General features: G+C 65.0%; 22 protein-coding genes. 11 read left to right on the forward strand and 11 right to left on the reverse strand.

Annotation, left to right across the window (positions count from 1 at the left end; translation table 11 throughout):
- The first annotated feature begins 75 nt into the window (after positions 1-75).
- From JNC62_RS15390 to JNC62_RS15400, 3 genes are all read left to right on the forward strand, one after another.
- Positions 76-1,686 (forward strand): phosphoenolpyruvate carboxykinase, encoded by a 1,611-nt coding sequence (locus JNC62_RS15390; RefSeq protein WP_374839892.1) that lies wholly within the window; start codon positions 76-78, stop codon positions 1,684-1,686.
- A gap of 154 nt (positions 1,687-1,840) precedes the next feature.
- On the forward strand, positions 1,841-2,275 hold the full coding sequence (gene arfB, locus JNC62_RS15395) for an alternative ribosome rescue aminoacyl-tRNA hydrolase ArfB (RefSeq protein ID WP_374839893.1): 435 nt from the start codon (positions 1,841-1,843) through the stop codon (positions 2,273-2,275).
- Between the two features lie 62 nt (positions 2,276-2,337).
- Entirely contained in the window at positions 2,338-2,955 is a 618-nt protein-coding gene (locus JNC62_RS15400) for an alpha-ketoglutarate-dependent dioxygenase AlkB family protein (protein ID WP_374839894.1), read from the forward strand.
- 32 nt (positions 2,956-2,987) lie between these two features.
- Here JNC62_RS15400 and coaA read toward each other — a convergent pair whose 3' ends face one another.
- From coaA to hisB, 7 genes are all read right to left on the reverse strand, one after another.
- Complete coding sequence (gene coaA, locus JNC62_RS15405; protein ID WP_374839895.1) at positions 2,988-3,986, reverse strand: type I pantothenate kinase; 999 nt, start codon at positions 3,984-3,986, stop codon at positions 2,988-2,990.
- Positions 3,983-4,303 carry a phosphoribosyl-ATP diphosphatase gene (locus JNC62_RS15410; protein WP_374839896.1) on the reverse strand — a complete coding sequence of 107 codons (321 nt, stop codon included), beginning with the start codon at positions 4,301-4,303 and terminating at the stop codon, positions 3,983-3,985. Before JNC62_RS15410 ends, coaA begins: the two co-directional genes overlap by 4 nt.
- A gap of 21 nt (positions 4,304-4,324) precedes the next feature.
- Positions 4,325-5,101, reverse strand: a complete 777-nt coding sequence (gene hisF, locus JNC62_RS15415) for an imidazole glycerol phosphate synthase subunit HisF (protein WP_374839897.1) — start codon at positions 5,099-5,101, stop codon at positions 4,325-4,327.
- 106 nt (positions 5,102-5,207) lie between these two features.
- Positions 5,208-5,951, reverse strand: a complete 744-nt coding sequence (gene hisA, locus JNC62_RS15420) for a 1-(5-phosphoribosyl)-5-[(5-phosphoribosylamino)methylideneamino]imidazole-4-carboxamide isomerase (protein WP_374839898.1) — start codon at positions 5,949-5,951, stop codon at positions 5,208-5,210.
- A gap of 29 nt (positions 5,952-5,980) precedes the next feature.
- Positions 5,981-6,631 (reverse strand): imidazole glycerol phosphate synthase subunit HisH, encoded by a 651-nt coding sequence (hisH, locus tag JNC62_RS15425; protein ID WP_374839899.1) that lies wholly within the window; start codon positions 6,629-6,631, stop codon positions 5,981-5,983.
- A gap of 2 nt (positions 6,632-6,633) precedes the next feature.
- On the reverse strand, positions 6,634-7,101 hold the full coding sequence (locus JNC62_RS15430; protein ID WP_374839900.1) for a DUF2628 domain-containing protein: 468 nt from the start codon (positions 7,099-7,101) through the stop codon (positions 6,634-6,636).
- Between the two features lie 25 nt (positions 7,102-7,126).
- On the reverse strand, positions 7,127-7,720 hold the full coding sequence (gene hisB, locus JNC62_RS15435; protein WP_374839901.1) for an imidazoleglycerol-phosphate dehydratase HisB: 594 nt from the start codon (positions 7,718-7,720) through the stop codon (positions 7,127-7,129).
- Between the two features lie 203 nt (positions 7,721-7,923).
- On the opposite strand from hisB, the gene hslV reads away from it, so the two are divergent.
- The 7 genes from hslV to JNC62_RS15470 all read left to right on the forward strand — a co-directional run bounded on the left by hslV (position 7,924) and on the right by JNC62_RS15470 (position 17,356).
- Positions 7,924-8,484 carry an ATP-dependent protease subunit HslV gene (gene hslV / locus JNC62_RS15440; protein WP_374839902.1) on the forward strand — a complete coding sequence of 187 codons (561 nt, stop codon included), beginning with the start codon at positions 7,924-7,926 and terminating at the stop codon, positions 8,482-8,484.
- Positions 8,471-8,986 carry a GNAT family N-acetyltransferase gene (locus JNC62_RS15445; RefSeq protein ID WP_374839903.1) on the forward strand — a complete coding sequence of 172 codons (516 nt, stop codon included), beginning with the start codon at positions 8,471-8,473 and terminating at the stop codon, positions 8,984-8,986. The genes hslV and JNC62_RS15445 overlap by 14 nt, the downstream gene beginning before the upstream one ends.
- Complete coding sequence (hslU, locus tag JNC62_RS15450) at positions 8,979-10,286, forward strand: ATP-dependent protease ATPase subunit HslU (protein ID WP_374839904.1); 1,308 nt, start codon at positions 8,979-8,981, stop codon at positions 10,284-10,286. The genes JNC62_RS15445 and hslU overlap by 8 nt, the downstream gene beginning before the upstream one ends.
- 194 nt (positions 10,287-10,480) lie before the next feature.
- Entirely contained in the window at positions 10,481-11,428 is a 948-nt protein-coding gene (locus tag JNC62_RS15455) for a DUF1402 family protein (RefSeq protein WP_374839905.1), read from the forward strand.
- 72 nt (positions 11,429-11,500) lie between these two features.
- On the forward strand, positions 11,501-12,916 hold the full coding sequence (locus JNC62_RS15460) for a cytochrome P450 (protein WP_374839906.1): 1,416 nt from the start codon (positions 11,501-11,503) through the stop codon (positions 12,914-12,916).
- A gap of 140 nt (positions 12,917-13,056) precedes the next feature.
- Positions 13,057-15,063 carry a hydantoinase/oxoprolinase N-terminal domain-containing protein gene (locus JNC62_RS15465; protein WP_374839907.1) on the forward strand — a complete coding sequence of 669 codons (2,007 nt, stop codon included), beginning with the start codon at positions 13,057-13,059 and terminating at the stop codon, positions 15,061-15,063.
- 124 nt (positions 15,064-15,187) lie between these two features.
- Entirely contained in the window at positions 15,188-17,356 is a 2,169-nt protein-coding gene (locus JNC62_RS15470) for a malate synthase G (RefSeq protein ID WP_374839908.1), read from the forward strand.
- Positions 17,357-17,452: 96 nt separating this feature from the next.
- Here the strand turns inward: JNC62_RS15470 and JNC62_RS15475 are convergent, their stop codons facing one another.
- Positions 17,453-18,121, reverse strand: coding sequence for a L,D-transpeptidase (locus JNC62_RS15475; protein WP_374839909.1), 669 nt, complete (start codon positions 18,119-18,121; stop codon positions 17,453-17,455).
- A gap of 234 nt (positions 18,122-18,355) precedes the next feature.
- Between JNC62_RS15475 and JNC62_RS15480 the strand changes: the two genes are divergently transcribed.
- Complete coding sequence (locus JNC62_RS15480) at positions 18,356-18,877, forward strand: MmcB family DNA repair protein (protein WP_374839910.1); 522 nt, start codon at positions 18,356-18,358, stop codon at positions 18,875-18,877.
- A gap of 11 nt (positions 18,878-18,888) precedes the next feature.
- Here JNC62_RS15480 and JNC62_RS15485 read toward each other — a convergent pair whose 3' ends face one another.
- The 3 genes from JNC62_RS15485 to hrpB form a co-directional block, all read right to left on the reverse strand.
- Positions 18,889-19,476, reverse strand: coding sequence for an ActR/PrrA/RegA family redox response regulator transcription factor (locus JNC62_RS15485; protein ID WP_374839911.1), 588 nt, complete (start codon positions 19,474-19,476; stop codon positions 18,889-18,891).
- 74 nt (positions 19,477-19,550) lie between these two features.
- Positions 19,551-20,849 carry an ActS/PrrB/RegB family redox-sensitive histidine kinase gene (locus JNC62_RS15490; protein WP_374839912.1) on the reverse strand — a complete coding sequence of 433 codons (1,299 nt, stop codon included), beginning with the start codon at positions 20,847-20,849 and terminating at the stop codon, positions 19,551-19,553.
- Between the two features lie 48 nt (positions 20,850-20,897).
- On the reverse strand, positions 20,898-23,357 hold the full coding sequence (gene hrpB, locus JNC62_RS15495) for an ATP-dependent helicase HrpB (protein WP_374839920.1): 2,460 nt from the start codon (positions 23,355-23,357) through the stop codon (positions 20,898-20,900).
- Positions 23,358-23,807 lie beyond the last annotated feature (450 nt).

Consider the following 23,807-nt stretch of genomic DNA (forward strand, 5'->3'; position numbering starts at 1 on the left):
TTGTCATTTCTCTGCGCAGCGATTAGTTTCCAGAGACATTCACTCTCTCCCTACAGCGCGAAGGAAAACTGGGCCATGAAGGAACTGGGCATTCGCAATCCCTCTTGCGGGCTCGAAGCGATCGGCTTCAAGGACACTGGAACGGTCCGTTACAACCTGACGGAAACCGATCTCTACGACGAGGCCCTCGGTCGTGGCGAAGCCGTCAAGACGGCGCACGGCGCGCTGCGTGCGCTGACCGGCCAGCATACCGGCCGCTCGCCGAAGGACAAGTTTGTCGTCCGCGACGAGGCCACCACCGATCAGATCTGGTGGGACAACAACAAGGAACTGTCGCCGGCGCATTTCGAGGCGTTGCGCCAGGACATGCTGGCGCACGCGGTCGGCAAGGATCTCTTCGTGCAGGACCTGATCGGCGGCGCCGATGCGGAAAACGCGCTTCCGACCCGCGTGGTGACGGAACTCGCCTGGCACTCGCTGTTCATCCGCAACCTCCTGATCCGCCCGGCGCGTGAATCCCTGGAAGGCTTTTTGCCGAAGCTGACGATCATCGACCTTCCGACCTTCAAGGCCGACCCGGTCCGCCACGGCGCCCGCACCGAGACGATGATCGCCTGCGACCTGACCAATGGTCTCATCCTGATCGCCGGCACCTACTACGCCGGCGAAATGAAGAAATCCGTCTTCACCGCGCTGAACTACATTCTGCCGGCCAAGAACGTCATGCCGATGCACTGCTCGGCCAATGTTGGCCCGGATGGCGACGCTGCGGTCTTCTTCGGCCTGTCGGGCACCGGCAAGACGACGCTTTCGGCCGATCCGAAGCGCACGCTGATCGGCGACGACGAGCACGGCTGGGGCGAAAACGGCATCTTCAACTTCGAAGGCGGCTGCTACGCCAAGACGATCCGCCTGTCGGCCGAGGCCGAGCCGGAAATCTTCGCGACGACCCAGCGCTTCGGCACGGTTCTTGAGAACGTGGTGCTCGACGCCAACGGCGTACCGGATTTCAACGATGGATCGCTGACGGAAAACACCCGCTGCGCCTACCCGCTGCACTTCATTCCGAATGCGAGCGAGACGGGCGTTGCCGGCCACCCGAAGACGATCATCATGCTGACGGCCGACGCCTTTGGCGTCATGCCGCCAATCGCCCGCCTGACGCCCGACCAGGCGATGTACCACTTCCTCTCCGGCTACACCGCCAAGGTCGCCGGAACCGAGCGTGGCGTCACCGAACCGGAAGCGACCTTCTCCACCTGCTTCGGCGCGCCCTTCATGCCGCGCCATCCGGCGGAATACGGCAACCTCTTGAAGAAGCTGATCGCCGAGCACGGCGTCACCTGCTGGCTGGTCAACACCGGCTGGACCGGCGGTGCCTACGGCGAGGGCAAGCGCATGCCGATCAAGGCGACGCGCGCATTGCTGACGGCGGCGCTCGACGGTTCGCTGAACGGCGCGCTGTTCCGTCGCGACGACAACTTCGGCTTCGAGGTCCCGGTTTCGGTACCCGGCGTCGACACCAAGATCCTCGACCCGCGCTCGACCTGGGCCGACGGTGCCGCCTATGACAAGCAGGCGCGCAAGCTGGTGGACATGTTCATCGCCAACTTCGCCAAGTTCGAGAGCCATGTCGACGGAGGTGTCCGCGACGCGGCGCCGGGGTTTCGTGCCGCAGCAGAATAGTCGACCCGAAGGCTCAGTGTGATTCACGTGAAACCCGGCTCCGGCCGGGTTTTTCGTGTCCTGGCGGTAGGATGGCAACGCACCGTTCCGAAAACGGTTTTCGTCCGGGCGCCTCCTGGGCTATGCAGGGCACTCATCGTTTAGGAAAAGCGCCATGGCCAGCGATCCGCTTCCCATTAAAGGCTCCATAGTCATCGCCGGCTGGGAACTGACCGAGCAGTTCGTCCTCGCCGGCGGACCCGGTGGGCAGAACGTCAACAAGGTGTCGACGGCGGTGCAGCTTTTCTTCGACTTGAAGAATTCGCCTTCCTTGAGCGATCGTATCAAGGCGAATGCAACGAAAATCGCCGGCCGCCGCCTGTCGAAGGACGGCGTGCTGATGATCGAGGCCAATCGATTCCGCAGCCAGGAGCGCAATCGCGAGGACGCGCGCGAGCGATTGAAGGCGTTGCTGTTGGAGGCCGCCGAACCGCCACCACCGCCGCGCAAGAAAACGCGGCCGTCGAAGGGGGCAGTCGAACGGCGGCTGAAGGCAAAGGCCGGCCGATCGGACGTGAAGCGGATGCGGGGCAAGCCGACGTCCGAATGACAAGCCGCCTGTCGAGGAGCGGCGGCGGCCTGACGGAAACCATGAAGAAGCGAGGCGACGCAATGGCTGGGCATGACCTTCCGGAAGGGTTCCGCTATCTGCCGGCCTATCTTGACCGGCCCGCACAGGAGGCGTTGGTCGAGGATGTTCGCGCGGTCGTTGCCGCAGCGCCGCTCTATGTCCCGCAGATGCCGAAGACCGGCAAACCGATGTCGGTCCGCATGACCAATTGCGGGTCGCTCGGCTGGGTCACCGACCGCGAGGGCGGATACCGCTACCAGGAAAGGCATCCGGCCACGGGCCGGCCTTGGCCGGCGATCCCGGCGGTCTTGCTGCAGATCTGGAAGGATGTTTCCGGCTATCCGGCACCGCCGCAGGCCTGCCTGGTCAACTTCTATGACGGGGACGCGCGGATGGGGCTGCATCAGGACCGCGACGAGCGGACCTTCGCGGCGCCGGTCGTCTCGGTTTCGCTCGGTGACCAGTGTCTCTTCCGGATCGGCGGGACGGCGCGCGGCGCCCCGACGCGCTCCTTCCGTCTCTCCAGCGGCGACCTTGTGGTGCTTGGCGGCGAAAGCCGGCTAAGCTTTCACGGCGTCGACCGGATCTTTCCCGGAACGTCGACGTTGCTCCGGAATGGCGGCCGGATCAATCTGACCCTGCGCCGCGTCGATTCCTGAAGCCGGGACGTCGGCAGGGATAGAAGCGAGGCTCAGATCTTTCTGAGCGCAACCGTTTCGACCAGGTGGTTCTCGCCCTTCTGGAGGATGAGATCGGCCCGGGGGCGGGTCGGCAGAATGTTCTGGCGCAGGTTCTTCAGGTTGATGTTTCGCCACAGGCCCTCGGCGATCGACAGCGCTTCCTCTTCGCTCACCGCGGCGTAGCGGTTGAAATAGGATTCGGGGTTCTTGAAGGCCGTTTCCCTCAGCCGCATGAAGCGCTCGACATACCACTTGTGGATCAGGTCTTCCTCGGCGTCGATGTAGATCGAGAAATCGAAGAAGTCTGATACCATCGGCACGATCTTGCCGTCGGCGGGCAGGCTGCGCGACTGCAGCACGTTGATTCCCTCGAAGATCAGGATGTCCGGCCGGTCAACCACCTGAAAATTGTTCGGCAGCACGTCATAGGTGAGGTGCGAGTAGGTGGGCGCCTTGACGTTGGACTGTCCGGCCTTGATGGCGGACAGGAACCGCAGCAAGGCGCCGGTATCGTAGCTCTCCGGAAAGCCCTTTCGGTCCATCAGGTTTTCGCGCGTCAGGACTGCGTTCGGATAGAGGAAGCCGTCCGTGGTGACGAGATCGACCTTCGGGCTCGATGGCCAGCGCGACAGCAGTTCGGCGAGAATGCGGGCCGTGGTCGACTTTCCGACGGCGACGGAGCCCGCAATGCCGATGACGAACGGCGTCTTCGCCTCGTCCGAAAGGCTGAGGAAGTGCTTGCGTTGCTCGAACAGCAGTTGCGATGATTCGACGTGCGCGGAGAGAAGCCGCGACAGCGAAAGGTAGATGCGCCGCACCTCGTCAAGATCAACGGGGTCGTTCAGGGAGCGCAGCCGCCGCACTTCGTCCGCCGTCAGCGTCAGCGGCGTGTCCGCCCGGAACTGCGCCCATTCGTCGGTGGAGAAGAAGCGATAGGGGGAGTAGCGGGTATGGCCGTAATTGTCGGGGATGTCCGCCTGGATCTGGTCGCGAAGGGACGTTGCCGTCATTGCGGTCGGCCCGCCTTCTCGGCGATGCCGGACTGTCCGGTCCGCCGTGCCAGTTCGTCCATGACGTCGACCAGCGCCACGCCGCCGATCCGCAGCACGACCATCAGATGATAGAGAAGATCCGCGCTCTCGCTCACCAGCGCCGCCCGATCGGACTCGATCGCGGCGATAACCGTCTCGACGGCTTCCTCGCCGAGCTTCTTGGCCGCCTTCGGCTGGCCGGCGGCGACCAGCCTGGCGGTCCAGGATTCGTCCGGTGAGGCGCCGGAGCGTTCAGCGACGATCCGCTCGAGGTCGGCCAGGGTGAAGTCGCTCATCGATATGTCCTGCCTTTCCGCTCAGTCGAGCCGCATGGCGATGCCATGATCGGCCATGTAGCGCTTGGCCTCACCGATCGTGTAGGTGCCGAAGTGGAAGATCGACGCGGCCAGCACCGCGGTCGCGTGGCCGTCGCGGATGCCCTCGACGAGGTGATCGAGAGTGCCGACCCCGCCCGAGGCAATGACCGGGACCGACACCCGATCGGCGATGGTCCGCGTCAGCGCGATGTCGTACCCGCTTTTCTGGCCGTCGCGGTCCATGGAGGTGAGGAGCAGTTCGCCGGCGCCCCGTTCCACCATCTTCTCGGCAAAGGCGACGGCGTCGATCCCGGTTGCCTGCCGTCCGCCGTGCGTGAAGATCTCCCAGCGGTCTTCCTCGCCGTCCGCCGAAACCTTCTTGGAATCGATCGACACGACGATGCACTGGTTGCCGAACTTGTCGGCGGCTTCGGCGACGAAATCCGGGTTCTTCACCGCAGCCGAGTTGATGGAAACCTTGTCGGCGCCGGCCAGCAGAAGCTTGCGGATGTCTGCCAGGCTGCGCACGCCGCCGCCGACTGTCAGCGGCATGAAGCAGTGGTCAGCCGTACGGGCGACGACGTCGATGATCGTGTCGCGATCGTCGGAGGAGGCGGTGATGTCGAGGAAGCAGAGCTCATCGGCCCCGGCTGCGTCGTAGGCCTTGGCCGATTCGACCGGATCGCCGGCGTCGACAAGGTTGACGAAACTGACGCCCTTCACGACGCGGCCGTCCTTGACGTCGAGACAGGGGATGACACGGGCCTTGAAGGTCAAAGGACGGCCTCCTTCTTTTGCATTTGCGCGTCCTCGCCGCCAAGCGGCTGTGGGCGGCGCGGCATGTCCTTGACATCGAGACAGGGGGTGACGCGGGCCTTGAGGGTCATGTGGTTTGTCCTTTCGCGGCGCGGATCAGCGTCAGCGCTTCCTTCGGGTCGATGCGTCCATCATAGAGCGCGCGGCCGGAGATCGCACCTTCAAGTTTTGCGGCATCAGGCTCCAGCATTCGGCGGATGTCGTCGATTGAGGCCAGCCCGCCGGACGCGATGACGGGGATGGAGACGGCTTCGGCGAGCTCGAGCGTCGAGGCCCAGTTGATCCCGGTCAGGATCCCGTCGCGGTCGATGTCGGTGTAGATGATGGCGGCGACGCCGGCACCCTCGAACTTCTTCGCAAGCTCGATCACGCCGAGTTCGGAGGCCTCCGCCCAGCCCTCGACGGCGACCTTGCCGCCCTTGGCGTCGATGCCGACGGCGACCTTGCCCGGGAATTTTTTGCAGGCCTCGATGACGAGCGCCGGATCACGCACGGCGACGGTGCCGAGGATGACGCGGGCGAGCCCGCGCGACAGCCAGCTCTCGATGTGATCGAGCGTGCGGATGCCGCCGCCGAGCTGCACCGGGTTCTTCGTCGCCTTCAGGATCGCGTCCACCGCTGCGCCGTTCACGCTCTCGCCGGCAAACGCGCCGTTGAGATCAACCACATGCAGCCATTCAAAGCCCTGTTCCTCAAAGGCTTTGGCCTGCGCGGCCGGGTCGGGATTGTAGACCGTCACCTGGTCCATGTCGCCGAGCTTCAGGCGGACGCACTGGCCGTCCTTGAGGTCGATGGCGGGAAAGAGGATCATTCTTGTCGTCCGTTTGCTCGGCGTGGAAATCAGGGCTTCCAGCGCAGGAAATTGGTGATCAGGGCGAGACCGAGCGTCTGGCTCTTTTCCGGATGGAACTGCGCGCCGGCCTTGTTGTCGCGGGCGACGAAGGCCGTCAGCGGCCCACCGTAGTTGGTCGTCGCGATCACCTCGTCGGGATTTTCGGCGGCGAGGTGATAGGAATGGACGAAGTAGGCGTGCAGGCCGCCATCGCCGGTGCGGATACCGGCAAAGAGCGGGTGCTCGCGCCTCAGTTCCAGCGTGTTCCAGCCGATCTGCGGAATCTTCAGGTCCGGATCATCCGGCTCGATGAGAACGACGTCGCCGCGGATCCAGCCGAGCCCCTGCGTCACCGTCTTCTCGAGGCCGCGCGAGGACATCAGCTGCATGCCGACACAGATGCCGAGGAATGGCCGGCCGCCCAGCTCGACGGTCTCGCGCAGCGCCTCGACCATGCCGGGTACGGCGTCGAGGCCGCGCCGGCAGTCGGCATAGGCGCCGACACCCGGGAGCACGAGCCGGTCGGCGGTGAGGACGCGGTCGGGCTTGTCGGTGAGCTCGATCTCGGCGTCGATACCGGCCTCGCGCGCAGCACGCTCGAAGGCCTTGGTGGCGGACCGGAGGTTGCCCGAACCGTAATCAATGATTGCCACGCGCATGCTCATTCTCCGTCATAGCCGAGGAGGCCGAGCGCGGGAGGACGGGCGGCCTTGGTGGATGTATCAGAAGCGGGCAAGGAGGCAGCCGCGGCACCTGGCTGCGGCGCATGCTCGCTGTAGTAGATGAATTCCGCCGTTTCGAGATCGCGGGCCACCACGACCGAACGCAACGTCCAGTCGCGTGCTTCGCGGGCCTTTGCCAGGGCCTGCGGCCCTTCGAGCGCCGTCAGCAGAGACACGCTGATCGCCAGCGCCAAGCCGGCAGCGCCGAACTCTGGCGAAGCCGACAGGGCCATGGCTGCAAATTGCAGAACCAGTGCGATCGCACCCCAGAGCCAGAGACGATGCACGAGCAGCCACAGCGCCGGAAAGAAGAACGCGGTCCAGCGGAAGCCGTCGCGGATGAAGGTTGCGTTTTCAGCCGCGGCCGGTTCGCCGGGCGGGGTCAGGATCAGGAATGACGCGGTCAACGTGGTTGTCCTGCCGGTCTGCCGGTTAGGCCAGCGACCCCTTCGTCGAGGGGATGCGGCCTTGCTGGCGAGGATCGATTTCGGTTGCCGTGCGAAGCACCCGGGCGACGGATTTGAAGCAGGTCTCGGCGATGTGATGGTTGTTGGCGCCGTAGATGTTCTGGATATGCAGCGTGATCCCGGCGTTCTGCGCCAGCGCCTGGAAGAACTCCCGCACCAGCTCCGTGTCGAAGGTGCCGATTTTCGGCGCGGAGAAAGCGACGTTCCAGACAAGGAACGGGCGGCCGGAAAGATCCACCGCCGCACGCGTCATCGTTTCGTCCATGGCGAGGTCGAGCGAGGCGTAGCGGGTGATTCCGCGGCGGTCGCCGAGCGCCTTGGCGATGGCCTGGCCGATGGCGATTCCCGTGTCTTCCACTGTGTGGTGGTCGTCGATGTGCAGATCGCCCTTGGTTTCGATTTCCATGTCGATGAGCGAATGCCGCGACAGTTGATCCAGCATGTGATCGAAGAAGCCCACCCCCGTCGAGATCTTCGACGTCCCGGTGCCGTCGATATTGACGGTCACGGAAACCGCGGTTTCGTTCGTCTTGCGGGAAATGCTGGCTTTGCGGCTCATGGGAATTGCGCACCCTGAATGGTCGAAGAAATCTTCGCCGTCCCCATAACAGGGCGAGGCGCAAAAGACCAGTATTCCCGTCAGCCCGATCGCCCGCCGATTGCATTTGCCGTTTCTCCCCCTACATAGGGCTCGAGAAGGCCGGCCCATCACGGGGGGCGCGGACCCGGCTTCGGCGGGTTCGAGGACTTGCGGGTGTATCAATGATAGAACACGACCCCTATGGAACCATGCACGCCACGACCATCATCACCGTCCGCAAGGGCGGCAAGGTGGTGATGGCGGGCGATGGCCAGGTGAGCCTCGGCCAGACGGTGATGAAGGGCAACGCGCGCAAGGTGCGCCGGCTCGGCAAAGGCGATGTGATCGCCGGCTTCGCCGGTGCCACGGCGGACGCATTCACGCTGCTCGAGCGGCTCGAGGAAAAGCTGGAGCAATATCCCGAACAGCTGATGCGGGCGGCCGTCGAGTTGGCCAAGGATTGGCGCACGAACAAGTACTTGCGCAATCTCGAGGCGATGATGCTGGTCGCCGACAAGACGATCACGCTGGCGATCACCGGCAATGGCGACGTGCTCGAGCCCGAGCATGGCACGCTGGCGATCGGCTCCGGCGGAAACTATGCCTATGCCGCAGCGCGTGCGCTGATGGATACGGACAAGTCGGCGGAAGAGATCGCCCGCCGCGCCATGCAGATCGCCGGCGACATCTGCGTCTACACAAACCACAACATCGTGGTCGAGACGCTGGATGCCGAGCGCTGACGTGTTCGGCTTCCGGCCCGTGACGGCGGCGGACCTTCCGCTCCTGCGGCGTTGGCTTGCCGAACCGCATGTGCGGCGCTGGTGGGGCGAGCCGGAGGCCGAGGTGGCCGAGATTTGCGGCCATTTCGATGATCCGCTCGTGCAACCCTATCTGGTGCTGCTCGCTGATGAGCCGATCGGCTACATCCAGAGCTACGTGGTCGATGGACCGGGCCATCCCTACGGCGACCAGCCCGCCGGCAGCGTCGGAATCGACCAGTTCATCGGCGTGCCGACGCTTGTCGGCAGGGGCATCGGGCCCAAAATGATAGATGCCTTCGCAGCAGGGCTTTTCGAACAGGGAGTGGAGCGGGTGATCATCGATCCGCATCCCGACAACAGAGCGGCGATCCGGGCCTACGAGAAGGCGGGGTTCCGTGTTTTTGATCAACGACAGACAGAGGACGGCCCGGCGCTGATGATGGCCCGGGACCGTGCCCAAGAGCGAGAGCGAGATGAGTAACTTTTCCCCCCGCGAGATCGTCTCCGAACTGGACCGCTACATCATCGGCCAGAAGGACGCCAAGCGCGCCGTGGCGATCGCCCTGCGCAACCGCTGGCGGCGCCACCAGCTCGACGCCGACCTGCGTGACGAGGTCATGCCGAAGAACATCCTGATGATCGGTCCGACGGGTGTCGGCAAGACGGAGATCTCCCGGCGCCTGGCCAAGCTGGCCGGCGCGCCTTTCGTCAAGGTCGAGGCGACCAAGTTCACCGAGGTCGGCTATGTCGGCCGTGACGTGGAACAGATCGTGCGCGATCTCGTCGAGGTCGGCATCGGCCTGGTGCGCGAGAAGAAGCGGGCCGAAGTGGTCGCCAAGGCGCACATGAACGCCGAGGAGCGGGTGCTCGATGCCCTGGTCGGCGCCACTGCCTCGCCCGCGACCCGCGATTCCTTCCGCAAAAAGCTGCGCAACAACGAACTGGACGACAAGCAAATCGAAATCGACGTCGCCGACACCGGCTCCGGCATGCCCGGCTTCGAGATCCCCGGCATGCCCGGCGCCAATGTCGGCGTCCTGAACCTGTCGGAAATGTTCGGCAAGGCGCTCGGCAGCCGCACCAAGAAGGTGAAGACGACGGTAAAGGACTCCTACAAGCTTCTGATCGCCGATGAATCGGACAAGCTGATCGACAACGAGCAGATCCAGCGCGAGGCAGTGCAGTCAGTCGAGAACGACGGGATCGTCTTCCTCGACGAGATCGACAAGATCGCCGCACGCGAGGGCGGCATCGGCGCCGGCGTCTCACGTGAGGGCGTGCAGCGCGACCTGCTGCCGCTGGTCGAGGGCACGACGGTTGCGACCAAGTACGGGCCGGTGAAGACCGACCACATCCTGTTCATCGCTTCGGGCGCCTTCCATGTGTCCAAGCCGTCTGACCTCCTTCCGGAACTGCAGGGCCGCCTGCCGATCCGCGTCGAGCTGCGGGCGCTGACCAAGGAGGACTTCCGCCGCATCCTGACGGAAACGGAGGCGAGCCTGATCCGCCAGTACAAGGCGCTGATGGAGACCGAGCAGGTCACGCTCGACTTCACCGAGGATGCGATCGACGCGCTCGCCGACGTCGCCGTGCAGCTCAACGCCAATGTCGAGAACATCGGCGCGCGCCGGCTGCAGACGGTGATGGAGCGGGTGCTCGACGAAATCTCGTTCGAGGCGTCGGACAAGGCGGGTGACAGCATCGTGATCGACGCCGAATACGTGCGCGAGCACGTCGGCACGCTCGCCTCCAACACCGACCTGTCGCGCTACATCCTGTAGGAAATCGAAGCGGGCATCCCCGCGCCGATGACGCGAATTTTATCGCTCTAGCCTCGACACGCGCCGCGCTTCATCCTAGAAACGCGGCGCATTTTTTGGGGAGCCGGCATCTTTCCGACATGATTTCACGTCATGGGGGCCACGGGAATTTGAAACCGATCTGGCCACCAATCCGACATCGGAGACATCTGCGCGTGCGACATTTGCTGACTATGTTCGTCATGGCCGCCGCCATGCTGGCCGGCGAGGCGAACATCGCCCGGGCGATGGATGTCGTTCCGCCGGGCAATCGTCATGCGGAGCAGCCTGCCGTTCCCGGCGCCTCGGTTCGACGCACCAAGGCGGGCAAGACGAGCTTCGACGCCAAATACGAGAAGGTGCGCGATCTGCTGGCCACCGACCGCGAGCTGATCGGCAAGATCAAGTCGATTGCCGCGCAGTACGGCATTGCGCCCATTCACATGGTAGGCGCCATCGTCGGCGAGCATACCTACAACGTCGATGCCTACGACCGGCTGCAGAGCTACTACATCAAGGCCGCATCCTATGCCGGCGACAGTTTCCGCTTCGCCTATAACGGCCAGCGTGTCGACCAATTCGTAAGCCGGCCGGAATTCTCCGCTTGCGAGGGCAAGAAGGGCTCGTATGCACTGTGGTCCTGCCGCGAGACGGTCTGGAACCGGCAGTTCAAGGGCAAGTCCGTCGGCGGTGTTTCTTATCCCGACAACCGCTTCAGCGCCGTCTTCTTCCAGCCGTTCTATGCCGGGCAGACCTTCGGCCTCGGCCAGATCAATCCGCTGACGGCGCTGATGCTGACCGATACGGTCGCCCGCGTCTCGGGCTACGACCGGTTGGACGAGAAGGACGCGGCGGGCGTCTACCAGGCGATCATGGATCCGGACATATCGCTGGCCTACATGGCAGCTTCACTGCGCCACTCGATCGACGCCTACAAGCAGATCGCCGGTGTCGATATCTCCGGCAATCCGGGGATCACGGCGACCCTTTACAACGTCGGCAATCCCGATGCACGGGCCGCCGACTTCGTCCGTCGCCGCTCGGAAGGTGCTGGCTGGCCGGAGGAGAACTATTACGGCTGGCTCGTCAACGACAAGCTGGCGGAACTGCAGGGCCTGCTCTAGACTTCACCCGTATCGCTGGATGCGGTGGTCAGCCAGTCCGCCGCGCATGGGTGATTCCGCGAGGTGATTTCCATGGACATGCGTCCGGAACCCTTCGAGCCGCCGGCGCCCCAGCCGCGCACGGTGCCGCCGTCGTGGCTGGAGATCATCCGCATAATCTTACGAAATCCGCTCGAGCTGTGGGGTGTGCCGTCCTATACGCTGCCCTGGATCGAGACGCGCTTCTTCCGCGAGCACACCCTGATCGTCAACGATCCCGGCTTGATCAAGCATGTGCTCGTCGACAACGCCCAGAACTATCGCATGGGCGACGTGCGGCAACTGGTGCTGCGGCCGATCCTGCGCGACGGCCTGCTGACGGCGGAAGGGGCGGTCTGGAAGCGTTCGCGCAAGGCGGTTGCGCCAAGCTTTACGCCCCGCCACGCGAAGGGTTTCGCCAGCCAGATGCTGCGGCAATCCGAACTCTATGCGGCCAAGTACGAACGTGGCGGTCGCGACGGCGCCGTCTTCGACATCGCCGTCGACATGACGGAACTCACCTTCGCCATCCTTGCCGACACGCTGTTTTCCGGCGAGATCGCTTCCTCCTCCGGCACGTTTGCCGACGACGTGAATGCGCTTCTGCACCGCATGGGCCGCGTCGACCCGATGGACCTGCTGAAGGCGCCATCCTGGGTGCCGCGACTGACGCGGCTCGGCGGCCAGAAGGTGCTCGACAAGTTCCGGGCGATCGTGCGGCGCACGATGGACCAGCGGCTGCAGCGCATGCGAGCCGAACCCGAAGCCACGCCCAGGGATTTTCTCACGCTCCTGCTGGAACAGGCCGGACCGGACGGGCTGACGACGGCCGAGATCGAAGACAACATTCTTACCTTCATCGGCGCCGGTCACGAGACGACGGCGCGCGCCCTAGCCTGGACGCTCTATTGCGTGGCGAATGCGCCGCATGTCCGGGAGGCGATGGAAGAAGAGATCGATCGCGTCCTCGCCTCGGGGGCGGAAGCGATCGATTGGCTCGACCTCATGCCTTGGACCCGCGCCGCCTTCGAGGAGGGGATGCGGCTTTATCCGCCCGCGCCGTCGATCAACCGCGCGGCGATCGCGACCGATCGATGGACCAGCCCGAAAGGAGAGGTGGTCGACATCCCGGCCGGCATTACCATCCTCATCATGCCGTGGACGTTGCACCGGCACGAGCTCTACTGGGAAAAGCCGCGCGCCTTCGTGCCGGAGCGCTTCCTGCCGGAAAACCGCAACCGCATCGACCGATACCAGTACCTGCCGTTCGGTGCGGGTCCGCGGGTCTGCATCGGTGCGACCTTCGCCTTGCAGGAGGCGGTGATTGCGCTTGCCGTGCTGATGCATCGGTACCGGTTCGACGCCGCCGGCGATGCGCAGCCCTGGCCGGTGCAGCGGCTGACGACCCAGCCGGCAAACGGCCTTCCGATGCGGGTAACGCCGCGCCCGTCCGCGGCCGCCCCCGCCTGATCTTCGTTGGGCCAGTCGACGCCGCCTGCCGCGTTCATGTCGCGCGTGGAGCGGTGGCAATCCCGCACAAGATGCAATATCACCGCCGGTGACCGTCTCGGTTTCGTCGAGACGCCGCATTTTTCCGGGAAGACCCAGACGTGAAAGATCATTTGCTACTCGGTATCGACACCGGCGGAACCTACACGGATGCCGTACTCTTCAGCGAGATTGAGGGAGTCGTCGCCAAGGCCAAGGCCCTGACAACCCGCCACGACCTGGCCGTGGGCATTTCCGGTGCCGTTGGGGCGGTGCTGGACAAGGCGCAGGTTCCTGTTTCGGCGATCAGCCTCGTCTCGCTGTCGACGACCCTCGCCACCAATGCGCTCGTCGAGGGGCAGGGCGGCCGGGCCGGGCTGGTGATGATCGGGTTTGCGCCGGACGACCTGAAGCGGGATGGGCTGGCCGAGGCACTCGGCAGCGACCCCGTGATCTTCCTGCCGGGTGGCCACAATGTCCACGGCAACGAGACCCCGCTCGACATGACGGCGCTGGAAGAGGCGCTGCCGGACCTTGCAACCTCCGTATCCTCCTTTGCCGTCGCCGGCTATTTCGCCGTGCGCAACCCGGCGCACGAGCAGCGCGTGCGCGACCGGATCCGGGAAATCTCGCATCTCCCCGTCACCTGCAGCCACGAGCTTTCCTCCAAGCTCGGTGGACCGCGCCGGGCGCTGACCACGCTGCTCAACGCCCGGCTCGTGTCGATGATCGACCGGCTGATCGGCGCCTGCGAGGGCTATCTGGAACAGCGCGGCATCCACGTGCCGATGATGGTGGTGCGCGGCGATGGTGCCCTGATTTCCGCTGCCGAGGCGCGGCTCCGGCCAATCGAGACGATCCTGTCGGGACCGGCGGCGAGCCTTGTCGGCGCGAGGCACCTGACGGGCTTGGACGACGCCGTCGTCTCCGATATCGGCGGCACGACCACCGACGTGGCGGTCCTTGATCAGGGGCGGCCGCAACTGGATGCCGAAGGGGCGGTCGTCGGTGGCTACCGGACGATGGTCGAGGCGGTGGCCATGCGCACCTACGGGCTCGGTGGCGATTCGGAGGTGCGCATCAACGACCGTGGTCTCGTCGCGCGCATCGATCTCGGCCCTCGCCGTTTCATGCCGCTGAGCCTTGCGGCAAAGATCCATGGCGACGCCGTGCATGCCGTGCTGGAGCGGCAGTTGCGGGCGCAGCACATGGGACGTCACGACGGCCGTTTTGCCGTGCGCACCGGCGTGCCGGATCATCTCGCCAGCGGCCTCCAGCCGCAGGAGCAGGCGCTCTACCAGCGCATCGGTGCCGTGCCGGTGGCGCTGGATAGCCTGCTGACGAATACACTGCAGAAGGCGACGCTCGATCGGCTTGTCGGGCGCGGGCTCGTTCATATCTGCGCCATCACACCGTCAGACGCGATGCACGTTCTCGGCCGGCAGGACCAGTGGGATTGCGAGGCCGCGCGGCGCGGGCTCGAGCTCGCCGCGCGCGCCAAGGACGGCTCAGGCCGCGCGATTGCCGGTTCGGCGGAGGAACTGTCGCTCAAGATCGTCGATCGGCTGACGCGTCAGTCTTCCGATGTGATCATGGCGGCTTGCCTTGCGAAGGACGGCGCCGGCGCGATCGACCCGGCGGAATCGCTGCCGGTGGATCGGGCATTGCAGCGCACCAGCGGGATCGTCCAGTTCCGCATCCATCTCGACCGGCCGTTGATCGGTCTCGGCGCGTCCGCGCCGGTCTACTATCCGGCGATCGCCGAGATGCTGGGGGCGGAGTCGGAGATACCCTCCGATGCCGACGTGGCCAACGCCATCGGCGCGGTGGTCGGCCAGGTGCGCGCCGGCGTCACCGTTTTTGTCACGGTGCCCGAGGAGGGCGTGTTCGTTGTCGGCGGGGCCGGCGAGAGTGTGCGGTTGACCGACGAGGAGGCGGCCTTCTCGCTGGCCCGCGAACGCGCGATCAGCACAGCCCTCCACACCGCGCGCTTGAACGGGGCCGACGAGCCCGCCGTCACGGTGTCCGAGGCGATCGATGCCCCCGAGATCGAGGGCCGTCGCAAGCTCGTCGAAGCGCGCTTCACGGCCACGGCCAGCGGGCGGCCACGGATCGCGTCAGCTCAATAGCGGTCGATTTGTTCCACGATGGAACAAATTCTTTGAACTGTCGCTGAATTGACTATGAATGATAGCTCTGGAAAGTGGCAGCATTCACGGGACCAGAAGGGTTCCGCAATCCGGAGTGCGTGAAATGGATTACACCGAGAAAAACGGCCTTTTGTTCGACCAGGAGCTGCTTGATTTCCTCGTCAAGGAGGCCCTTCCGGGCACCGGCGTCGATGCCGAGCGCTATTTCTCGGAGTTCGCGGCGATCGTCGAGGCGCTGGCGCCGGAGAATAGGGCACTGCTTGAAAAGCGTGACCAGCTCCAGGAGCGGCTCGACGCCTGGTACAAGGCGAACGGCGTACCGACCGACCCAGCTGCCTACGAAGCCTATCTGAGGGAGATCGGCTATATCCAGCCGGAAGGCCCCGATTTTCTGGTGACGACGGTCAACGTCGATCCGGAAATTTCGACGATGGCGGGACCACAGCTCGTCGTTCCGGTCATGAACGCCCGCTATGCGCTCAACGCCGCCAATGCGCGGTGGGGCTCGCTCTATGACGCGCTCTACGGCACGGACGCGATTCCGGAAACAGACGGTGCGGAAAAGAGCAAGGGCTACAATCCGAAGCGCGGCGCCAAAGTCATTGCCTGGGTCCGTGCATTCCTCGACGAAAGCGTCCCGCTTGCCGGCGCCGGCTGGAGCGACGCGCGCGCCTTTGCAATCAGGGACGGTGCGCTGCAAGTCGGTCTTTCCGACGGTGAAGTCGGACTGGAGTCGCCGGATAAATTTGCCGGCTACGGGGGAGAGGCCTCGGCGCCGCGCACGATATTGTTGCGCAACAATGGCCTCCACATCGAGATCGTAATCGACGCGTCCACCGAAATCGGCCGCAGCGACATGGCGCACATTGCGGACGTCCGCATCGAAGCGGCGCTGACAACGATCATGGACGCCGAGGATTCGGTCGCGGCCGTCGATGCGGCCGACAAGGTCGTCGTCTATCGCAACTGGCTCGGTCTGATGAAGGGCGACCTGGAGGAAGAGGTCGCCAAGGGCGGCAAGACGTTCACGCGTAGGCTGAGCCCGGATCCGGCCTATACGGCACCGAACGGTTCGGCCCTGACGCTGCCCGGCCGCTCGGTGATGCTGGTGCGCAACGTCGGCCATCTGATGACCAACCCGGCGATCCTCGACAAGGATGGCCGCGAGGTGCCGGAAGGCATCATGGATGCCATGGTGACGGTGCTGATCGCGCTGCACGACATCGGTCCGAACGGCCGACGGATGAATTCACGCACGGGCTCGATCTATGTCGTGAAGCCGAAGATGCACGGACCGGAGGAGGTTGCTTTCGCCAGCAAGATTTTTGCGCGCGTCGAAGCAGCCATCGGGCTCGTGCCGAACACGATCAAGATGGGCATCATGGACGAGGAGCGACGCACGACCGTCAACCTCAAGGAATCCATTCGTGCCGCGAAGGAGCGGGTCTTCTTCATCAACACCGGCTTCCTCGATCGCACCGGTGACGAGATCCACACCTCGATGGAAGCTGGCCCGATGATCCGCAAGGGCGACATGAAGCAGGCCGCCTGGATTTCCGCCTATGAGAACTGGAACGTCGACATCGGCCTCGAATGCGGCCTGTCCGGCCATGCCCAGATCGGCAAGGGCATGTGGGCGATGCCCGACCTGATGGCCGCCATGCTGGAGCAGAAGATCGCCCATCCGAAGGCGGGCGCCAACACGGCATGGGTGCCGTCGCCGACGGCGGCAACGCTGCATGCCACGCACTACCACAGGATCGACGTCGCTTCGATCCAGGCGAGCCTGAAGACCCGCCCGCGGGCAAAACTCTCCGACATTCTTTCGGTGCCGGTCGCCACCCGACCGAACTGGACGCAGGAGGAAATCCAGCGCGAACTCGACAACAACGCACAGGGCATTCTCGGCTATGTCGTGCGCTGGATCGACCAGGGCGTCGGATGCTCGAAGGTGCCGGACATCAACGATGTCGGTCTGATGGAAGACCGCGCGACGCTGCGCATCTCGGCCCAGCACATGGCCAACTGGCTGCACCACGGCGTCGTGACCGAGGCACAGATCATCGAAACGATGAAGCGCATGGCTGCCGTCGTCGACGAGCAGAATGCCGGCGATCCGTCGTACACGCCGATGGCCGCGGACTTCGATGGCTCGATCGCCTTCCAGGCTGCCTGCGAACTGGTGCTGAAGGGTCGCGAGCAGCCGAACGGCTATACGGAGCCGGTTCTGCACCGCCGTCGCCGTGAGCTGAAGGCTGCACGCGCGGTCTGATCGTGCCCGGATGCTGCAGCTTCGGCAGCCGCAACGTCAAACGAAAAAGCCGCCGGTCGATCCCGGCGGCTTTTCCATTGGAGATTGTTCGGCTCTTTACTGCTGCACGACGACGCGCGAGCCCTTGCCCGGCCGGACACGGCTGTAGAGGTCGATGATGTCCTGGTTGATCATGCGGATACAGCCCGAGGAGGCGGCGGTGCCGATCGAGGACCACTCCGGCGTGCCGTGGACGCGGAACAGCGTGTCCTGGCCCTTGTCGTTGAACAGATAGAGCGCGCGTGCACCGAGCGGATTGCTCAGGCCAGGCTTCATCCCTTCCTTGACGTATTTCGCCACTTCCGGCTTGCGCTGGGCCATTTCCTCCGGCGGATGCCACATCGGCCATTCCTGCTTCCAGGCGATGTAGGCCTCGCCCTCCCAAGCAAAGCCCTGCTTGCCGACGCCGATGCCATAACGAACGGCCTTGCCGCCCGGCAGCACGAAATACAGGAAGCGCGTCGGCGTGTTGACGACGATCGTGCCCGGTTTTTCGCTGGTCTTGTAGTCGACGATCTGGCGATGGAACTTCGGATCCACGCGCTGGATCGGAATTGCCGGCAATGCATAGCCATGATCCTCTACCGGGCCGTAGCCGGAGGTGAAGATCTGGTTCGTTGCAACCTTCTCGCCGACGATCGGAGCGGAGGAGGGGACGGACGAACACGCGGCAAGCGTCGTGGACGCTGCAAGGCCACATAGAAGCAGGGCAGTGCGGAGGCGCATCGAATTCTCTTCAACTAGGGGGTGAGACGTTCCAGGATATCTGGACGTTCGTCGAGACGGTTTTATTTTCGATTCCGAGGATTTTGCAAGCGCGCACCACAGCGCCGGCGGTTGTGCAACGGCAAAAAGGGCGGGGATGGCTTTTTTGCAACAATCCCGAAATCAGAGCGGGTTGAGGCATGATCCGATGCGATCTGCTATGGTACTGGAATCGCGTACGTTGAAGGCCCGCCCATGACAATCATATCGCTGCACAACGACAACCCGCTGGCCGACGGTCGCCAGTCCGAACGCGCAATGATGGTGCGGCGCGGAGTCCAGCGCCTCGTTGCGGAACTGAACCATGCGGTGCTGGCGGAGATGACGCTTGCGAGCGGTCGGCGCGCCGATCTCGTCTGCCTTTCGCCGAAGAACGAGATCTGGATCATCGAGATCAAGACGTCGATCGAGGATTTTCGTGTCGACCGGAAATGGCCCGACTATCGCGCCCATTGCGACCGGCTGTTCTTTGCCACCCATCGCGGCGTGCCGCTCGACATTTTTCCGCAAGATTGCGGGTTGATCGTCTCTGACGGGTACGGGGCGCATGTGATCCGTGACGCGCCGGAGCACAGGCTTGCGGCGCCGACCCGAAAGTCGGTGACATTCGCCTTTGCACGGGTTGCCGCAGGCCGGCTGCTGCAGGCCGAGCTTCTGACGGATCGGAACGATCAGGGGGCCGAGATGGCCGCGATCGTTTCAGGCGGCCTCGACTGAGCGATCCGTGTTTACTTGGGGGCGCGCTTGGCGAGAATACGCTGCAGCGTGCGCCGGTGCATGTTAAGCCGGCGCGCCGTTTCGGACACGTTGCGCTCACACATCTCGTAGACGCGCTGAATATGCTCCCACCGGACCCGGTCGGCAGACATCGGATTTTCCGGCAGTTCCGCCTTTTCGCCGGGCTTCTGCGTTAGGGCGGAAAAAATGTCGTCCGCATCCGCTGGTTTGGCCAGATAGTCGACGGCGCCAAGCTTCACGGCATTCACCGCGGTTGCGATATTGCCGTAGCCGGTTAGCATGATGATGCGCGTGTCGTCACGGCGCTGGCGGATGGCGGCGATAACGTCGAGGCCGCTGCCGTCGCCGAGCCGCAGATCGACGACGGCGTATTTCGGGGGCGCGCCCTTGGCCTTGGCGATGCCTTCGGCGACGGATTCGGCGACATCGACCAAGAAGCCGCGGGCTTCCATCGCGCGTGCCAGCCGTCTGAGGAAGGGCGCGTCGTCGTCAACGATCAGGAGCGAGCGGTCGGGGCCGATATAGTCGGCGTCGCTTGCGTCCGGCCCGAGTGCAGGCGTATCGATCTTCTCAGTCATTTTCGCAATTCCGCGCTGATTTTCCCTTGTTTTACGTCCATTTTCTTATGACCGGTTCACTGCGAGGGGTAAAGTCATTTTGCCATGTTCACGTCCATGCGCGCCCGTGGCCATTCGACCTCAACCCGCGCCCCCGGCGCGCCGCCCTGCCGGTTGCGGAAGGTCAACCGGGCGCCGGACCGTTCGAGCAGCGTCTTGGCGATGAACAGGCCGAGCCCGAGGCCGCCGGCGCGTTCGTCGCGCTGCCGCTTCGTTACATAGGGCTCGCCGATCCGCAGCAGAATGTCGGGGGTGTAGCCCTCGCCGTCGTCCTCGATCACCAGCCGCACCTGGTCGGCCGTGTGGCTGACGGTGACGGTGACCTCTTCCCGGGCATGGTCGACCGCGTTCTCCAGCAGGTTGCCAAGCCCGTAGAGAATACCGGCATTGCGGTGGCCGATCGGTTCGCCGGCCCGACCGCTTTCCTCGATCAGCGTCAGCTTGATCCCGAATTCGCGATGCGGCGCCATCACCTCCTCGAGCAGGGACGAGAGCGGCAGCAGCCGCATGTGCTCCTCGTCCTCGGCCGAAAGCGTCGTCAACCGCCGCAGGATATCGCGGCATCGCTCGCTCTGGCTGCGCAGCAGTTGCACATCTTCGCCGAAGCGCGGGTCCTCGCCAAGTTCGCGCTGCATCTCCTTGGCGACGACGCTGATGGTGGCGAGCGGTGTTCCAAGCTCGTGTGCGGCAGCGGCGGCAAGTCCGTCCAGTTGTGACAGGTGTTTCTCGCGCTGCAGCACGAGTTCGGTGGCGGCTAGCGCATCCGAAAGCTCCGATGCCTCCAGCGAGACCCGGTACGAGTAGAAGGCGGCAAAGGCCGTCGTGGAGACGATTGCGATCCAGAACCCGGCCGTCAGGATCGGCGGCACGACGAGAAGGGTTCCGGGGAACCAGGGCAGGGCAAACGGCGTGAAGGCGAGCGCCGTGATGCCGGCGACCGCCAGGACCGCGAGGACCAGGCTGTAGCGGATCGGCTGTGCCGACGACGAGATGATCACCGGCACGCAGATCAGTGGCGCAAAGGGATTGACCAGCCCGCCGGTCAGGTACAGCAGCGCCATCAGTTGCCCAAGGTCGAAGGCGAGCAACGCCAGTGCCGCCGCCGGCGTCAGCCGGTGTGCGGGCGAATAGCGCACGGAAAGGTAGAAGTTGACGCTGGCGAGCAACGCGATCAGCACCGAACACCACACCAGGGGCAGCGGGAAGCCGAGCCAGAAGGTCACCACGATGACGGTGATCGACTGCCCGGCGACCGCGAGCCATCGCAGGCGGATCAGGGTTTCCAGCCGCAGGCGTCTGCTCGGGCTGATATCGGCGATATCGGATTGGGTCATGGCCTCGGATCTCGTTGGTGCGGTGTCGCGCCGGACGTTGCTTGGCGTTCATGTACCACGCGGCTTGGCCCGTGTCGTCGGGGCGGCGTCGGCCGGGTTCTCCGGCCAGGGATGGCGCGGATAGCGCCCCCGCATGTCCGCCCGCACCTCTTTCCACGAGCCTGCCCAGAACCCGGGGAGATCGCGAGTCGTCTGAATCGGCCGGTGGGCCGGGGAAAGAAGCTCAAGAAGCAGCGGCAAACGCCCGCCGGCGACCGTGGGATGCTGCCTCAGCCCGAACAGCTCCTGCACCCGGATGGCCAGTGTTGGCTCGGCGCCGTCGTAACGGATCGGATGCCGTTGCCCGGTCGGAGCCTCGAAGTGGGTCGGCACCAGGCGGTCGAGATCGCGCTGCACCTCATAGGGCACCAGCGCCATCAAGCCGTCCGACAGGCTGGCCGGGGTAACGTCGTCGAGGCCACGCGTCTGCGCCTGGAACGGGATGAACCATTCGTCGAGCCGGGCGAGCAGCGCATCGTCGCCGGTATCTGGCCAGGGATCGCCGACGCTGCGGTGGAGGAAGCCGATCCGCTCGCGCAACTGGCCGCCGGATTTGGAAAACGGCAGCACCTGCAGCCCGAGCTGGCGCACGCCCTCGGCCAGCGCCTGGGCCGCCTTGGTGCCGATCGGCCGCGGCAGCGGCGTCTCGTCGAAGACGAGCGCGCCGAGCCTCGTCACCTTGCGGGCTCGCACCTGCCGGCTTGCCGGGTCGAACACGCATTGGTCCTCGCGGACGATGTCGTGGCCCATTTCCGCCTCGACGGCCGCACGGCTGATCTGCGCCGCAGAAAGAATGCGTTGCCGCCCCGCCTGGCCGGTCAGGTCGGCGATCACCAGCATCGGGCTGCCGGCAAGGGCTTCGGTTTCCGGAAGCTCCGCGCCGCGCCCGTTCGCCATGACAAAGCGCCCGCGACCGCCCCGTTGCAGGGCAATCCGGTCCGGGAAGGCGTGCATCAGCAGCGCACCGGGTTGCGCCGGGCAGACCGGCGCGTCCGGGCCCGCAGCCGCAGCAATGCGCGCGGCAAGCTTGCGCGACGCCTCGGCCCGCTCGCCGCGCTCGCCCTTGAACCGCCGCAGGCGCTCCTCGAGGTCGATCGACGTCCCGCCAAGGCCCTGCTCGGTCAGGAGCACGGCAAGCTGTGCCGCGGCCCTCCCGTGTCCTTCGCCTGCCGCGTTGATTACCATGGCCGCCAGCCTTGGCGGCAGGGCCAGGGCGCGCATCCTTCGGCCGATCGCTGTCAGGCCGCCGCCGCCGTCGATCGCGCCCAGCAGCCGCAGCAGCGCGCGGGCCTCCTCCAGACTGGCGATCGGCGGCTGGTCGATGAACCGGAGCGTCGACGGGTCGGTCACGCCCCATTGTGCCAGGTCGAGCACGAAGCCGGACAGGTCGCTCGCCAGAATCTGCGGCGGGGTGAAGGCGGGCAGCGCTGCGGTCTGACCGGCATGCCAGAGCCGGACGGCGATGCCGGGCTCCGTCCGGCCGGCGCGGCCGGCGCGCTGATCGGCGGAGGCGCGCGAGACGCGAACCGTCTCCAGCCGCGTGATTCCCGTCGAGGCCTCGAACACCGGCAGGCGTTGCAGGCCGCTGTCGATGACGATGCGCACGCCGTCGATGGTGATCGAGGTTTCGGCGATCGAGGTCGCCAGCACGATCTTGCGCTTGCCTTCCGGCGGGGGCCGGATCGCCGCGTCCTGCTCGCGCTGGGTGAGGTTGCCGTAGAGCGGAACGAGCATCGTGTCGCTGCCAAAGCGGGTTTCCAGCCGCTCCATGGTCCGGCGGATCTCGGCCTGTCCCGGCAGGAACGCCAGGATCGAACCGGATTCGGCCATGTGCGCGTCGCGGATCGCCCGCGCCATGCTGTCTTCGATCCGCTCGCCGGCTGGCCGGTCCGCATGGCGAACATCGATCGGATAGCTGCGCCCCGCGCTCTCTATCACGGCCGCATCATCCATCAGGCGCGACACCCGTGCGACGTCGAGCGTCGCCGACATCACGACGATCCGCAGATCCGCGCGCAGCGCCGACTGGGCGTCGAGGGCCAGCGCGAGGCCGAGATCGGCGTCGAGCGAGCGCTCGTGGAACTCGTCGAACAACACGGCGGCGACGCCGGACAGCTCGGGATCGTCGATAATCATGCGGGCGAACACGCCCTCGGTGAGAACCTCGATGCGGGTTTTCGCTGAAACGCGGCTCTCGAGCCGCATCCGGTAGCCGACCGTCTCTCCGATCTCCTCGCCCAGCAGTTCGGCCATGCGGCCCGCCGCAGCGCGTGCCGCAAGCCGGCGCGGCTCGAGCAGGATGATGCGGCCGTCGCCGCGCCAGGGCTGGTTCAGCAGGTGCAGGGGAACGAGCGTCGTCTTGCCGGCCCCGGGGGGGGCTGCCAGCACGGCGCACCGTCCCCGAGAGAGCGCGTCGGACAGGTCCGGCAGAACGGCGCTGACGGGAAGTCTCGACAGGCCCGCGTCCAGACGGACCAATGGGGTCTCAAGTGTTGCATCCTGCGGCACGATCTGTCCTCAACTTCCATGTCTGCGACGGAGAGGTTTCCTTAACAGACATATGAACCGGAGCGTCAATGTTCCCGTTGCTCCTGCCAGCCGGATCGCTGTTGCCTGCTTCATATCGCTCGCGCAGGCCGGACGAAAGCACGTCGGACGAATGGGCAGGCGCACCGAACATAGCAGCCAAACGCGGTGCCGATACCCGTTAAAGCTGAACCTTTCCCGGCTACCCTGGCAATTGCCCGGTCGGGTTGCACGGAGAGACGGGCGTTGCGCCCTGAGGCGGTATTCAAACTGTAAAATCAGCATGTTACGATAATTCGTGTTTTTTCCGAAAAAGGCTGTTGACTTGGTTTGGTGTTGGGCCTAGAAACCGCCTCACCAACGAGGGCGGCGGCGCTGCTAGCGACTGACGAA

This window comes from Mycoplana ramosa (assembly GCF_041930185.1).
Classification (GTDB): domain Bacteria; phylum Pseudomonadota; class Alphaproteobacteria; order Rhizobiales; family Rhizobiaceae; genus Mycoplana; species Mycoplana ramosa.